Here is a 13459-nt window from a genome sequence, read left to right on the forward strand (position 1 = left end):
CGCGAGTTGTGGGCTGCGCAAAATTCCGAACAGCTTGCAGCGCCTTCGGTGCTCCGGCCGTTGGCGCTGCATTGTAGGGCTTCGAATGTTACTCGATCGGGGCGAGAGCGGTCCGTCAGCTTTCGGCCTCCTGGAGATAGAAAGCGGCCGCCTGACGGCAGCCATTTTTCACGACAGAACGTCGTTGACGTCGTCCGAGTTCGCGCTGCGTCCCATCATAGAGGACGTGGCTCGGGGAAACGCAACCCGCGGCAAGTGAGAGCAAAGCCGGCGACCTTAATTCCAACGGGCCAGGTTGTGGATTTCGCCGAATTTCTTGCCATCGACGACAGCTTCGCGAAAGATAGACCGAACCCCTTATCATGAGCATGGCCGCAAATCCGATGTCACCGCAGGAAAAACGATACCTGACCGAACTAGCTACGGAGATATCGCGACTTTACGGCTTCGCTCGGCAGATGAACGAAATGGACTTCGCGGCGTCCCTCGGTGGCGAGTTTCGCGGGATGCAGGACGCGGGCTGGTCCACCCAAATCACGGCCGCAGACGTTCGCCAGGAACTCGAAACCTATCTGACGAGGGACAGGCAATTGACGACCGCTGAATATCGCATCGTGCTCCTGCTTTATTGCCAGCTTGCCGAAGCTGGCGGAGTGTACGAGTCAATCAAGAATGTGATGAGGGTCATCACGGCAGTCCCGTACAACCTATGGCCGTTCCGGGAGCTAGTCCGCGTCAGGAAGCAACCCGCAGCGATTATAGGTCCGAATGCCAACAAGACATTCCGTGACCTTGCGGACACAGCCAGGGCGATCGGCATGCCGCGCTTGGCAAAGTTGCTGGCTAACGCCTTTCGCGATGACATCCGGAACGGCATCGCTCATGCGGACTACGTGATTTGGTCAGACGGGCTGCGCCTTCGTCATCGCAACGGTGGCAACGTTTACACGATTTCACATGAGGACGTTTTGTCGGCGGTGGTGCGCGGGATCGCGTTCTTCGACATCCTGCAGGACCACAACAGGACGGCCATGGGCTTCTACAATCCGCCGAAAGAAATAGTGGGCAAGTTCAGTGGTAATTTTCCAATGCCTTGGACTGTACACTCCGACCCTGTAACGGGGACGTTCTCGATAAGTGGATCGTCGCCCGGACCCGTCACCACGCCCGCCTATCTCCGGCAGGTGGAGATCACCGGTCGGCTCGGAGGCAAGGTGTTGGCTGCGTTTCCGCGGCAGGGAAACAGTGACGACGAAATCACAATCAATGGGATCGAAGCAGCCGGCTACGAGCCACATGTAGTTTCGTTGGACCCTAACGGATTTGATGACCTGTTGAAGCAGGTCGAGCACCACGCCATGCAGGATGATCGCCAGACGACGGAGAACGGGCTTCTGATCGCGAGCCCCTTCGGTTTTGTGCAGCTGGCCGATTCATCCGCACTCGATGACTTGTTGCCGACCCCGATTACTGAAGTCTTGTTCGACGAAGCCGAAGGGGCTTCCGACAGGACCGGCTGACGGTGGCTAGATACTCCAGCCAAGCGAACGCCGACGCTGAGGAACGGTCTGGCCCTCCTTACAGGTCTCGGCAACCTTACCAGACTTCCCGCTGGGTGCATTTTGTTCTGTTCTTGCGAGCGTTAGCACTGATATCACAAACCTCAAGATCGATAGAGAAGGCTTAGGACAAACATGGACCGCCCCACCCTGTTTCTGTCGTCCACGGTCTACGATTTTTTGGACTTGCGTAGTGCACTCAAGGACTATCTTGAACTCCGCGGATGCAGGGTGTTGGCGTCAGAGTTTACTGATTTCACCCATCCGCTCGACAAGCACTCGTATGAGGCCTGTCTGGCGGCAATCGAACAGGCCGACCTCTTCGTACTATTCATTGGCCGAAGGGTAGGCGGCTGGTTCGACGAACCCAACCAGATCAGCATCACCAGAGCCGAATACAGGCACGCCTACGAGCTGGCGAAAGCAAAGAAGATACGCATCCTCTGCTTCGTCCGCTCTGACGTCTGGGATCATCGTCAGAGCGTACGTGACCTAGCCAAGGCTCTTAGGGCCGATCCCGAATTGAGCGATCAGCAACGCGAGAGGCTCGCGAACCATCCGAGTTTGGTCATGGAGAATGCCAAGGCGGTGATCAGCTTCATCGAAGAAGTTGCAAAGAACAACGAGACAGCCGCCGCTACTAAAGGGCTGGGTACCGCCCCAATTGCGAACTGGATCTGGCCGTTCGCGACGTTCACGCAGGTCCGCCAAGCGATTGATCCGTTGGTGCTCAATGGCCTCGCGGTTCGCGACGCGGCGGCCCGGAAAGCACTGGAGGAGCAGCTACTGGCCATGCTGCTAGGGATCGTCCCGCGTATCACTGACGGTCCCTCAAACCCGATTAATGCGGCATTGAATGTTGTTAAGGAACTCGGCCTGAACTCCAGCAACTTCACAGGCACGCTTCAAGTCAGCGAGAAAACCTGGAACCGGTTAGTAGTGCTCGTGCTTTTCTCGATGGACGCGAAGGTTGATCCGACTCCCCTTCAGGCTCACTTGAGCTCAGGTCTATTACTCGAGTACGACCCAGCAGCCGGCGCCTACCGGCAGACCAGTGAATTCGACCTGCTGGTCAAAGTGATCAACCAGGCCAAGCTCCTCGAGGGGTCGGGCAACGCCGACGGGACCGATTTGCTGAAGTGCGGGAAGTCGGTCGACCGGAACGGCAGCCGTATGGTACCGGCAGTGACCCTTACTGCATGCGCTCATCGATTGCTGCGATGGGTCGATCTCATTCAGACTGGGAAAGCTCTGGCGCGATCCCTGGCAGGAAAACCAGTTACGAAGCTGGTGCCTATTCCACCTTCTCCAATCCTTGACCAGGTTCCTCAGCTCGAGGCAGAGGCGGTTACGCCAGAACAGATGCGCGCATTCATCAATGACTAGCTCCCAGGCACCCAGTTGGTTCGAGCGGCAAACTTGTCAGCGCGGGAGCACACCTGTCGATGCTCTCGTACGGTTCATGACAACACCATCCCGCGACCATCGTCACCGGGCGACGACTGATCATCTTAGCAGACTACGGCCGCCTGTGCCGTGACAAGGCCAGACCGGGTTCTATGGCTGGCGCCGCCGAACCAGCCGGCACATCACCGACGAACTCGCGCTCCCCCGCATCGAGTTCGCGCTTTATACCTGGGAACGGCGCCGCGCCGCCCGGGCTCGCTTCCAGCGCCGGCTCGGTTGGATCAGGTGTAAAATGCCAGTTGGTCGAGCGTAAGGAATGCTTGCAGCGCCCGCACCTGCGTATAGCTCTCGGCATCGGCTTCGCCATGTCCAACGGCGTGACGCGAACTTGCCTTGCCGGTTCGAGCTGCTGGATCGAATTGGGCGAAGGTGTGCGACTTCAAATAGTGCGCGAACGCCGCCGGAAACAACAATGTGTCTGGGTGGCCCGCCTTTTGCTCGGCGGATTCCACAGCGAATTCGAGAAGTTTGCCGAGCTTAGCGCCTTTACCATGCAGATTCCGGTACGCATCCCGAAGTATACCCTCGATCTCCGTCAGGACGATCTTCAGCACGGCAACGGCATCGCCGGACGCGAAATTGTTCAGTGCCGATCTAAGCAGTTTCTCCTTGCCCGCGAAATGCGGTTTCAACATCCACCGCGCAAACATGCTCTCGACCCGCTGCACGTCGAAAGTCCGCAGCAGCTTCGCCTCGACCTCGTCGAGCTCGAATCCCGCTTCGCAGTGGCTAACGAGCTCGCGGAACTCCTTGCTAAGTATCTCGACGAACGGAAACCACCCGGCCTCGATGAGTCGTCCGAAAACATTTGCGTCCGCAATTGCGTCATAGAAGTCACGATATTTGAGCCGGCGGTGAAGCGTCCCGAGATCCCTTTCCATGTTTTCAATGGAGAGGTCACCATCCGGGTTGAAGTCGCAGAACAACGCAAAACGCCAACCCTCCCGAAAGATGCAGAGGACGCGATCTTCTTTGCCGATCTCAACCAGCGGGAACGACAGTGCAGTCACATCCGCGATGTCCGTGTCGAAAATGACGGTCCCCGCCGCCATCGGACGTTTGACCAGAGCCTTGATCGACACGGCCGCCGCATCGAGCCACAGATCTCCTGTGTTGTCGGGGTGAACCACAAGCAGAATAAACCCCGGCCTGGTGAGGCTGACAGGGTGCCCAGCCTGAGCCGAGCGATACTCGATATGGGCGCTCAGGCTCTCGACAATGCGGTGGAAAAGCCGATCATCGGTTGTCAGACAAAGTCGGGTCCAGACCTTGATCGTCTCGCCACCGCGAGCAGCTTCGGCGGAGACTCCGTTGAGCTGCAAATCGGCCAGCTTGATCGGCTTGCCGAGGTTGCTAGCAAAGTCACCTGCCGCCGGCAGATCGGGTTTGGGTTCGGACGATTCGGTCATGGCAAAATCGTAGCACATCGGAAAGTTTTGACCCTGGTACAAAGACAGCCGAGTGTCCGATGGTCGAAAAAGAGCGCAAATGACCTAACGATCTCCTTCTTCCGAACAACCGATTTATGGCACCGCGCAGGCGCGAGAATCCTTGACGGACAAGCAGTTAAGCGTTTGATAAGTCGCAGAGGGACTGACCATGCCACTCAATCTGACCGCTGGAGTACTTGTCGTCGGTTCGCTCGACTGGGAAAGCAAAAGCTACGGTGGTGATTTTGTTGGAAAGCCGCACCCTGTTCGTGCGAAGTGGCGGGAAACACGACTTAAATCGGACAAGCGGTCGACACAGTACGTCCGAGTGCCGATACGATACGGGCGGCTGTCACAGGGTCGTGGCGACACCTACACGATGGTCTTCTCACCCGAGCTTGGTGCGCGCCTTGGCGTCGGCAAAGTCCTCCGCTGTCACAATTCGGTGAACAGCATCGACGATCTGACCCGGGAGGCAAGTGCGCTCTGGAGAGCGGAGCAGCCAGGAGGCACGGACGTGATTTCGGCAGGCTGGGGGTGTGTAGCGATCCTGACTTCGCCGAGTTTCTTGGATCATGAGGATGCACCGGTTCGGACCAAGCTACTGCAGGATTGGGCAGCATTCTCAGGGAGGCAGGGAGGGTACGCCAGTTTCACGTTTTCAGCAGCCGACCGCGCCGCGACCGGGGACAAGCCTGTCATTGAAAATGGCCGCCTCAATATTCCGTGGCCGAAATTCAAAAACAACTGGCCGCTTTCGGTCGATCTTGTCTTGCTGACGGCAACCAAGCCGAAAATCATTAAGGGAGAATATCCCACCGTGGGTGAAATCGCTGGCGCCTGGAAACAAAATAAAGGCGAGGACTACTACTTCCGCAACAATAGGCTTGCAGGCATCCACACTGCAGATGACGAGGAAATTGAAGCACTTCTAGCTAGATGAGAGCTCAAAGCTGCGCTAGGTCCAAGCGTGGGTCATCAGCAATATCAGCTTGATAAAGATGGCCACGCGCTGCTGGATGCCTAGGTGAGGCAATCGCGACCCTCTAGCATCACTTTGGCCTATGCCTGCTGTTGGGAAACGGCGAGCTGATTTCCACGACCGAAATGAAGGCGCGAAGCTGCTGCTCGTTAGCTGCAGGTCAGCTCCACGCGTGCTCGCGAGTGCTCGTAACTATTCCAGGACTAAAAGTCGTCAGGTTTGACCAACTCCAAATGACTTACCCCTAATGCTTGGGCAAGCTCGTAAAGAGTGATTACGGTGGGATTCCGCCGACCGCGTTCGAGGCTGCTTAGATACTGCTGACTGAAACCGGAGCGTGCTTCCACATCCTCCTGCGTCAGGCCTTTCTCTCGCCGTATCCGCGCGAAGTTTGTTCCAACCAGCTGACGCATGTCCATGCGTCGGACAATCGAGGTTTACACACTTTAAGTTTATCAACTATAATATGTATTCACTGAGCGCGAAACTCACCTGGAGCTCATACCGTGTCGACGACAAATCCGCGTGTCTTTGCCGCAAGCCGGAACGAGGTGCAGCCGCAACTGACAGGCGTGCACGACCCCGCGCTGCAGTTAGTGAACGATTGGCAGATAGCTCGATATGTCTCCCTGCTGTTATGTCGCGTGCAGCAGCGTTTGGAGAGCCGACTGATAGTCAATACCGGAAATTGGGGATTGACCGCAGATTTACGAAACCAGGCTCAAAGCAAAGCAGGGCACACTGTCGGTGGTTCGGCGGCGTATGCGGTTGCGCGAGAGGCCGAGGTCTTAGCGATGACCGAGACTCTAAAGCTACAAGATCTTATCCCCCAAGTGGCGGCTTCGTCGCTCACCGGGGTCATAGCCAAGTTGGAGATGATCGTAGGCGCAGATCGAGATATCGGTGACCCTACTGACTTCCCGTGGCCGCATATTGCTTCGGTGCTACGCGACCTCAAGGCCGTTGCGGGCGAATTGCCTCCTTATCGGCCGGATCGCGCCTCGACACGCGCGGATGCAGCGCGCTACTGGCAGGATGCTTGTAAGCTTCTCAGGGCGCTTGCGGACGAGGATGCTCTGCTGAACGCAACCACTTTATAAACATTGATAGACTGTCCAAGGTTTGGCCGCTGGCAAGTTCCCTAACGCGGGGGTGTTGAAACTGGCCGTTGTCCAAAATCATCGTCACGGCCACACGCGTAGCTATCGCCGCAATCGGTGGTTTGTTTGACGCGAAACAGGCGCCTGACTGGACAGCAACCGGCCTATGGCTAATTCGAACATCCTGCCGGCTGCTTCCGTGGCGCTTCCGCGACGTCTTTCCCGACCCCTTCCCATCAAGAAATGGCCTTGCTAACCAACTGTTTTTGCAGTATAAAAGTGGCGCACCCGGCAGGATTCGAACCTGCGACCTCTGCCTTCGGAGGGCAGCGCTCTATCCAGCTGAGCTACGGGTGCTTTCAGGACGAAGGGTCCGGAAAACGAACCAGCCGGTGAACCGGCAAGTCACGGCTTCTTAGCGGAAGCGGGCGCGGGCTTCAACGGGCAATTGAGGATTGGAGATTTCCCCTCGTAAGGCGAGGACCTTGTCGCGTATGGCGCTCGCCTCTCCGTGTCCGCTTCGCCGAGCCACCTGCCGGCAAGCCACGGGTCTCGCCCGTCCTTCGGAACCCCACTCCGCCGGGGCTAAGGAACCCGAGCCTTTCCGAGGGCGCCGCGGCCCGCTTCTTCCGGTCAATCCGCGCTGTCCCTCGCTGCCCCGCCTCGCTCTTCACCATCCGCCGCGCGCGCGTCGCCCCTGCGAAGTATGACGTTCCCCCCGCCAGCCACCTCCCCTAGTATTTCCGAAGTAAGTCGCGCATAATGGGCGCGGCCTTCCTGCGGGACAGAGTCCCTCGGAACGCCGGGAGGAACCGAGGATGGCCGTTGTGCTCGTACTCGTTCTGATTGTCGTCGGCTCGGTGCTGTTCCATGTGCTGAGCCCTTGGTGGTGGACGCCGATAGCCTCCAACTGGGGCTATATCGACAGCACTCTCGTCATCACATTCTGGATCACCGGGACGGTCTTCTCCGCTGTCGTGCTGTTCATGGCATATTGCGTGTACCGCTTCCGGCACAAGGAAGGGCAGAGGGCGCACTACGAGCCCGAAAGCAGGAAGCTCGAATCCTGGCTGACCGCGGTCACCGCTGTCGGCGTCGCGGCATTGCTGGCGCCTGGGCTGTTCGTGTGGAGCCAGTTCGTCACCGTTCCCAAGGACGCGACCGAGATCGAGGTCGTTGCGCAGCAATGGCAATGGAGCTTCCGCTTGCCAGGCGCGGACGGCAAGCTTGGCACCTCGAACGCCCGGCTCATCGGTTCCGAGAACCCGCTTGGCATCAACCCGCAGGACCCGAACGGTCAGGACGATGTCGTCGTCGTGGCGACCGATCTGCATCTGCCGATCGGCAAGCCGGTCAAGGTGTTGCTGCGCTCGATCGACGTGCTGCACGATTTTTACGTGCCGGAGTTCCGCGCCAAGATGGACATGGTTCCCGGCACCGTCACCTATTTCTGGTTCACCCCCACCAAGACAGGGAGTTTCGAAGTTCTTTGCGCCGAGCTTTGCGGCGTCGGTCACGCTTTCATGCGTGGCGTCGTGAAGGTCGACACCCCAGAGGATTATCTGGCTTGGCTGCAGCAGCAGTCGACCTTTGCCCAGATGTCGGCACCCGCCAAGGTGGGCGTGCTTGCCGCACCGGCGACGGCACAGGCGAAGGCAGAGTAAGGCATTGATGAAACCGGCCCCGAGGAGGACCGGAAAGAGCGGAGAGGTTCAGGGATGGTTGACGTCACGCCTCATGGAGCAGACTTCATTCCGGCCGCGGAAGTGGCGGAGGTGGAACTCTATCACCCGCACAGCTGGTGGACGAGATACGTCTTTTCACAAGACGCCAAGGTCATCGCCATCCAATATGCCGGCACCGCGCTGTCCATCGGGCTCGTCGCGCTGGTGCTGTCCTGGCTGATGCGCCTGAAGCTTGGTTTTCCCGACACTTTCGCGTCCATCTCGCCGGACATGTATTATCAATTCATGACCATGCACGGCATGATCATGGTGATCTACCTCTTGACCGCGCTGTTCCTTGGCGGCTTCGGCAATTACCTCATTCCGTTGATGGTCGGCGCACGCGACATGGTGTTTCCCTATGTCAACATGCTGAGCTACTGGATCTATCTGCTTGCCGTTCTGGTGCTCGTCGGCAGCTTCTTCGCGCCGGGGGGACCGACAGGCGCCGGTTGGACGCTCTATCCGCCGCAAGCCATTACCTCAGGCACGCCCGGCGGACAGGATTGGGGCATCATCCTGATGCTCGTGTCGCTGATCCTGTTCATCATCGGTTTCACCATGGGCGGCCTCAACTATGTGGTGACCGTGCTTCAGGGTCGCACGCGCGGCATGACGCTGATGCGCCTGCCGCTGACCGTCTGGGGTATTTTCACCGCCACGGTCATGGCGCTGCTGGCCTTCCCGGCGCTCTTCGTCGCCTGCGTCATGATGCTGTTCGACCGCGCGATCGGTTCGAGTTTCTTCATGCCGGCGATCGTGGAAATGGGCGCCAACCCACTACCGCACGATGGCGGCAGCCCGATCATGTTCCAGCATCTGTTCTGGTTCTTCGGCCATCCTGAAGTCTACATCGTGGCGCTGCCCGCCTTCGGCATCGTCTCCGACCTCATCAGCACACATGCGCGCAAGAACATCTTCGGCTATCGCATGATGGTGTGGGCGATCGTCAGTATCGGCGCGCTCTCCTTCGTCGTCTGGGCGCACCACATGTATGTCTCGGGCATGCATCCCTATTTCGGCTTCTTCTTCGCCACCACCACGCTGATCATCGCCATCCCCACCGCCATCAAGGTCTACAATTGGGTGCTGACATTGTGGCGCGGCGACATCCACCTGACCATCCCGATGCTGTTTGCGCTCTCTTTCATCGTCACCTTCGTCAATGGCGGGCTGACCGGGCTGTTCCTCGGCAACGTGGTGGTCGACGTGCCGCTGTCGGATACGATGTTCGTCGTCGCGCATTTTCACATGGTGATGGGCGTGGCGCCCATCATGGTGGTATTCGGTGCGATCTATCATTGGTACCCCAAGATCACCGGCCGGATGCTCAACGAGGCGATGGGCCGCTTCCACTTCTGGGTGACCTTCATCGGTACCTACATGATCTTCTTCCCGATGCACTATGTCGGGCTGGTCGGCGTGCCGCGCCGCTATCCCGAACTCGGCGATACGGCCTTCGTCCCGCCTTCGGTGCATACGCTGAACGCGTTCATCACCGTGGCCGCGCTGGTCGTCGGCTTCGCCCAGATGGTGTTCCTGTTCAACCTGCTGTGGAGCATTCGCCATGGGCGGCCAGCAGGCGGCAATCCGTGGCGGGCGACGACGCTCGAGTGGCAGACGGCCGGCACGCCGCCGCCACACGGCAATTTCGGCAAGGAACTGCCGGTGGTCTACCGCTGGGCCTATGACTATAGCGTGCCCGGCGCGCCGGAAGACTTCATTGCACAGAACGATCCGCGCCCATTGACGCAAGGCGGCCCCGCATGATCGTGATCCTGATCTTGCTGTCCGCCGTAACCGGCGTTGTCGGCTGGTGGCTGTCGCGCCAGCGGCTGATGTCCAAGCCGTGGCTCGAGGCCGGGCCGGTCACGGCGTTTCCGCAGACGGAAGCGTCGCTCATGCATCCGGCTAAGATCGGGCTCGGCGTGTTCCTTGCCGTGGTCGGCGCGCTCTTCGCGCTCATGATCAGCGCCTATGTCATGCGCATGGACTATGCCGACTGGCAGGCCGCTCCGGCCCCGAAGCTGCTGTGGCTCAACACCGCCATGCTGGTGCTGGCGAGCTCGGCGCTGCAAGGCGCGGTGTCTGCCGCGCACAAAGCCCGACTGGACAATCTCCGGCTCGCCCTTCTCGCCGGCGCCCTGGCATCGGTGGCTTTCCTGGCTGGGCAATTGCTCGCCTGGCGCGATTTCGCCGCCGAAGGCTATTTCGCGACAGAGAACCCGGCCGCCAGCTTCTTCTATCTGCTGACCGCGATGCACGGCCTTCACATCATCGGCGGATTGGTGGCGCTCGGCCGGGTCAATGTGCGCGCATGGCAAGGTGCCCGGTCCGGAAGCCTCGTTCTGTCGACCGAGCTCTGCGCGATATACTGGCACATCCTGCTTGCCGTCTGGCTGGTGCTTTTCTGCGTGCTCATGGGCTGGGCGGATAACGTGATCGACATCTGCCGGGGGCTCTTGACCTAGACGGCCGCGCGACGGGCCTACCGAAGGAGGAAATGCTCATGGCCGAGACCACCCTGGAACACGCCGCACCGGTCGCTCCGCGGCCGCCGGGCCTGCGCGGCATCGCGGCCGACTGGTCGTCCGACCAGAGGGCGTTCAAGAACGTCTCCTGGGGCAAGGCGATGATGTGGATATTCCTGCTCAGCGACACTTTCATCTTTGGCTGCTTCCTGTTGTCCTACATGACCGCGCGCATGTCGACGACGGTGCCTTGGCCCAACCCGAGCGAGGTTTTCGCGCTGCATCTGTTCGGCAGCGACATTCCGCTGATCCTGATCGCGATCATGACCTTCGTGCTGATCTCGTCGAGCGGCACGATGGCGATGGCGGTCAATTTCGGCTACCGGCACGATCGCAGGAAGACGGCGGTGCTGATGCTCGTCACCGCCGCGCTCGGCGCGACCTTCGTCGGCATGCAGGCGTTCGAATGGACGAAGCTCATCACCGAGGGCGTGCGGCCCTGGGGAAATCCCTGGGGCGCCGTGCAATTCGGTTCATCCTTCTTCATGATCACCGGGTTCCACGGCACCCATGTCACCATCGGAGTGATCTTCCTTTTGATCACCGCGCGCAAGGTGTGGCGCGGCGACTTCGAAGACGGCGCGCGCGGGTTCTTCACCAGCCGGCGCGGCCAGTACGAGAGCGTCGAGATCATGGGGCTCTACTGGCACTTCGTCGACCTGGTGTGGGTATTCATCTTCGCATTCTTCTATCTTTGGTGAGGTGGAGCGATGGCACAGGCAGAAGCGCGCGAACACGGGCTGCATGGACACGCTGCTCCCGCCCAGGCGGTGGGGCACGCGGAAGGCCAGCAGCACCCGATCAGGCTTTATCTCGTCGTCTGGGGCTGGCTGTTCGTCCTCAGCGCCGGCTCCTACAGCATCGACTATTTCGGCCTCCAGGGCTATCTCAGATGGGGGCTGATCCTCACCTTCATGATGCTCAAGGCAGGGCTGATCGTCGCCGTATTCATGCACATGGCCTGGGAACGGCTGGCGCTTGCCTATGCGATCCTGGTGCCGCCGCTGCTGATCCTGGTGTTCGTGTGGATCATGGTTCTCGAGTCCGGCTACACCGAGCTGACCCGTGTACTGTCATTCGGCATGGGGCCATAGAGGCTCGCCGGATCGCGTTTCTTTGTTGACAGGAAAAATGACGGGAGGACAATGGTTGCCACGTTCTCTGACGCGTCCCCACCTCCAACAGAAAGGCGCCTACGATGACGATCGCAAGGAAACTCCAGGACTATATGGCCGGCAAGGGCATCGCCTACGATACCGTTGCCCACCACCGAACCTCGACCAGCAGCCAGACGGCGCAGGCAGCGCATGTTCCGGGTCGACGACTCGCCAAATCGGTGCTGGTCCATCACGAGATGGGCTATGCGCTGGCGGTGGTTCCGAGCAGCCACCGGGTCGAGTTCAATACGTTGCAGGACGTCGTCGACAGGCGGCTTGGCCTCGCTTCCGAAGATGAAATCGGCGAGGTGTTCAGCGACTGCGACATTGGCGCCGTGCCGCCCTTGGGCGCCGCCTATGGCGTGCCGGTCATTCTCGACGAAAGCTTTGGCGCGGAAGACGACGTCTATTTCGAAGCCGGCGATCACAAGACGCTGGTGCATGTCACGGGCGGCGACTTCCGCAATCTGCTGAGGGATGCGCGGGTCGCTCGCTTCAGCCATCCGGCGTGAACCAGAAGCGACCGCCTCTTTACAGGGTGGGCGCCCTCCTTCGTCGAGCAATCGGCGGCAAGGCGACGCCGCCTCTATTTGTGCATGTCATGTCGTTGCCGCGTCGCCCTTGCGCGCATGCATTGGGCAAGTCGGATCAGCTCCCTTTGCGTGTTTTTGTCTTGGCAGGAGCAGGAGCAGGGGCTGGCGCCGGTTCGATCAGCTTGCGGTAGAGGTGCCAGGTCGAATGGCCGAGCACGGGCAGGACCACGGCCAGCCCGACGAGCAGCGGCAGCGAGCCGAGACCCAGCGCAACCGCGACGATGAGACCCCACAGCAGCAGCGGCACGGGGTTCGTCATGACCGCTCGCGCCGAAGTTTCGACAGCCGCGTAGGCGCCGATGTCGCGGTCGAGCAGCAGCGGGAAGGCGACGACCGTGGTGCTGAGCACGACAAGGGCAAACAGAAAGCCGATGAGGTTGCCCAGAATGATCAGCGTCCAGCCGCGCTGCGTGGTCAGCACATCAGCGATAAAGCCGAAGAACGATGCCGGCGCGGCGTCGCCATAGAGGTACCCGTAGAGCGCGCGCGCGGTTACCAGCCAGGCGATGAACAGCACCACCAGCATGACCCCGAGAGCGGCGATAGCCGGCATGGCGGGCGATTTTCGGACGTCAAAGGCATGTCGCCACGACGCGTCGAGTTGCTGTTCGCGCCGGCGGCTGATCTCGTAGAGGCCAAGCGCGGCGAAGGGGCCCAGAAGCGCGAAGCCGGTCATCAGTGGGTAGACGAGCTGAAGCGCGTTGCCGCCGGAGCTCCAGGTGATCAGCACGATACCGGCAACCGGATAGATCAGGCATAAAAAGACGTAGTGCGAGGGTTTTTCCCAAAAATCGTCAAATCCCCGGCGAAGCGCGTCAAAAACATCCGCTACCGCTATCCGGCGGATAGCGGGATGTTCGAGCTTGCTGCCGGTGCCTGCTGCGTAGACATGGAAATTTGCCATGACCATTCCTCC

13 protein-coding genes and 1 tRNA gene are annotated in these 13459 nt (G+C 59.8%); 10 read left to right on the plus strand and 4 right to left on the minus strand.

Features of this window, described 5'->3' with window-relative positions:
- Positions 1 to 362: 362 nt before the first annotated feature.
- Positions 363 to 1520: a hypothetical protein gene (locus FJ960_RS16645; RefSeq protein ID WP_140715365.1), complete on the plus strand. Its 1158-nt coding sequence runs from the start codon at positions 363 to 365 to the stop codon at positions 1518 to 1520.
- A gap of 174 nt (positions 1521 to 1694) precedes the next feature.
- Positions 1695 to 2945: a DUF4062 domain-containing protein gene (locus FJ960_RS16650; protein WP_140715367.1), complete on the plus strand. Its 1251-nt coding sequence runs from the start codon at positions 1695 to 1697 to the stop codon at positions 2943 to 2945.
- Positions 2946 to 3247: 302 nt separating this feature from the next.
- Here the strand turns inward: FJ960_RS16650 and FJ960_RS29680 are convergent, their stop codons facing one another.
- Positions 3248 to 4435 carry a hypothetical protein gene (locus FJ960_RS29680; RefSeq protein ID WP_210243287.1) on the minus strand — a complete coding sequence of 396 codons (1188 nt, stop codon included), beginning with the start codon at positions 4433 to 4435 and terminating at the stop codon, positions 3248 to 3250.
- A 190-nt stretch (positions 4436 to 4625) separates the two neighbouring features.
- Here FJ960_RS29680 and FJ960_RS16660 point away from each other — a divergent pair, with 190 nt between their 5' ends.
- Complete coding sequence (locus tag FJ960_RS16660) at positions 4626 to 5399, plus strand: hypothetical protein (RefSeq protein WP_140715369.1); 774 nt, start codon at positions 4626 to 4628, stop codon at positions 5397 to 5399.
- A gap of 242 nt (positions 5400 to 5641) precedes the next feature.
- Here the strand turns inward: FJ960_RS16660 and FJ960_RS16665 are convergent, their stop codons facing one another.
- Positions 5642 to 5857 (minus strand): helix-turn-helix transcriptional regulator, encoded by a 216-nt coding sequence (locus FJ960_RS16665; protein ID WP_140715371.1) that lies wholly within the window; start codon positions 5855 to 5857, stop codon positions 5642 to 5644.
- 87 nt (positions 5858 to 5944) lie between these two features.
- On the opposite strand from FJ960_RS16665, the gene FJ960_RS29905 reads away from it, so the two are divergent.
- On the plus strand, positions 5945 to 6538 hold the full coding sequence (locus FJ960_RS29905; protein WP_246672857.1) for a hypothetical protein: 594 nt from the start codon (positions 5945 to 5947) through the stop codon (positions 6536 to 6538).
- Positions 6539 to 6818: 280 nt separating this feature from the next.
- Here FJ960_RS29905 and FJ960_RS16675 read toward each other — a convergent pair.
- Positions 6819 to 6895 (minus strand) — tRNA-Arg (locus FJ960_RS16675).
- A 461-nt stretch (positions 6896 to 7356) separates the two neighbouring features.
- Between FJ960_RS16675 and FJ960_RS16680 the strand changes: the two genes are divergently transcribed.
- The 6 genes from FJ960_RS16680 to FJ960_RS16705 all read left to right on the plus strand — a co-directional run bounded on the left by FJ960_RS16680 (position 7357) and on the right by FJ960_RS16705 (position 12462).
- On the plus strand, positions 7357 to 8202 hold the full coding sequence (locus tag FJ960_RS16680; protein ID WP_140508210.1) for a cytochrome c oxidase subunit II: 846 nt from the start codon (positions 7357 to 7359) through the stop codon (positions 8200 to 8202).
- Between the two features lie 54 nt (positions 8203 to 8256).
- On the plus strand, positions 8257 to 10032 hold the full coding sequence (locus FJ960_RS16685) for a cbb3-type cytochrome c oxidase subunit I (protein ID WP_140508212.1): 1776 nt from the start codon (positions 8257 to 8259) through the stop codon (positions 10030 to 10032).
- Positions 10029 to 10733 (plus strand): cytochrome c oxidase subunit 3, encoded by a 705-nt coding sequence (locus FJ960_RS16690; RefSeq protein ID WP_140715373.1) that lies wholly within the window; start codon positions 10029 to 10031, stop codon positions 10731 to 10733. The genes FJ960_RS16685 and FJ960_RS16690 overlap by 4 nt, the downstream gene beginning before the upstream one ends.
- Before the next feature lie 38 nt (positions 10734 to 10771).
- A complete protein-coding gene (locus tag FJ960_RS16695) occupies positions 10772 to 11494 on the plus strand; it encodes a heme-copper oxidase subunit III family protein (RefSeq protein WP_140715375.1) in 723 nt (240 codons plus the stop codon).
- A gap of 9 nt (positions 11495 to 11503) precedes the next feature.
- Positions 11504 to 11887, plus strand: a complete 384-nt coding sequence (locus FJ960_RS16700) for a cytochrome C oxidase subunit IV family protein (protein ID WP_140508216.1) — start codon at positions 11504 to 11506, stop codon at positions 11885 to 11887.
- Between the two features lie 104 nt (positions 11888 to 11991).
- Entirely contained in the window at positions 11992 to 12462 is a 471-nt protein-coding gene (locus FJ960_RS16705; protein ID WP_140508218.1) for an aminoacyl-tRNA deacylase, read from the plus strand.
- Between the two features lie 136 nt (positions 12463 to 12598).
- On the opposite strand, the gene FJ960_RS16710 is transcribed toward FJ960_RS16705, so the two are convergent.
- Entirely contained in the window at positions 12599 to 13447 is an 849-nt protein-coding gene (locus FJ960_RS16710) for a DUF2189 domain-containing protein (protein ID WP_140715376.1), read from the minus strand.
- Positions 13448 to 13459: the final 12 nt, after the last annotated feature.

Source organism: Mesorhizobium sp. B2-3-11 (assembly GCF_006442215.1).
In the GTDB taxonomy this organism is placed as follows: Bacteria; Pseudomonadota; Alphaproteobacteria; order Rhizobiales; family Rhizobiaceae; genus Mesorhizobium; species Mesorhizobium salmacidum.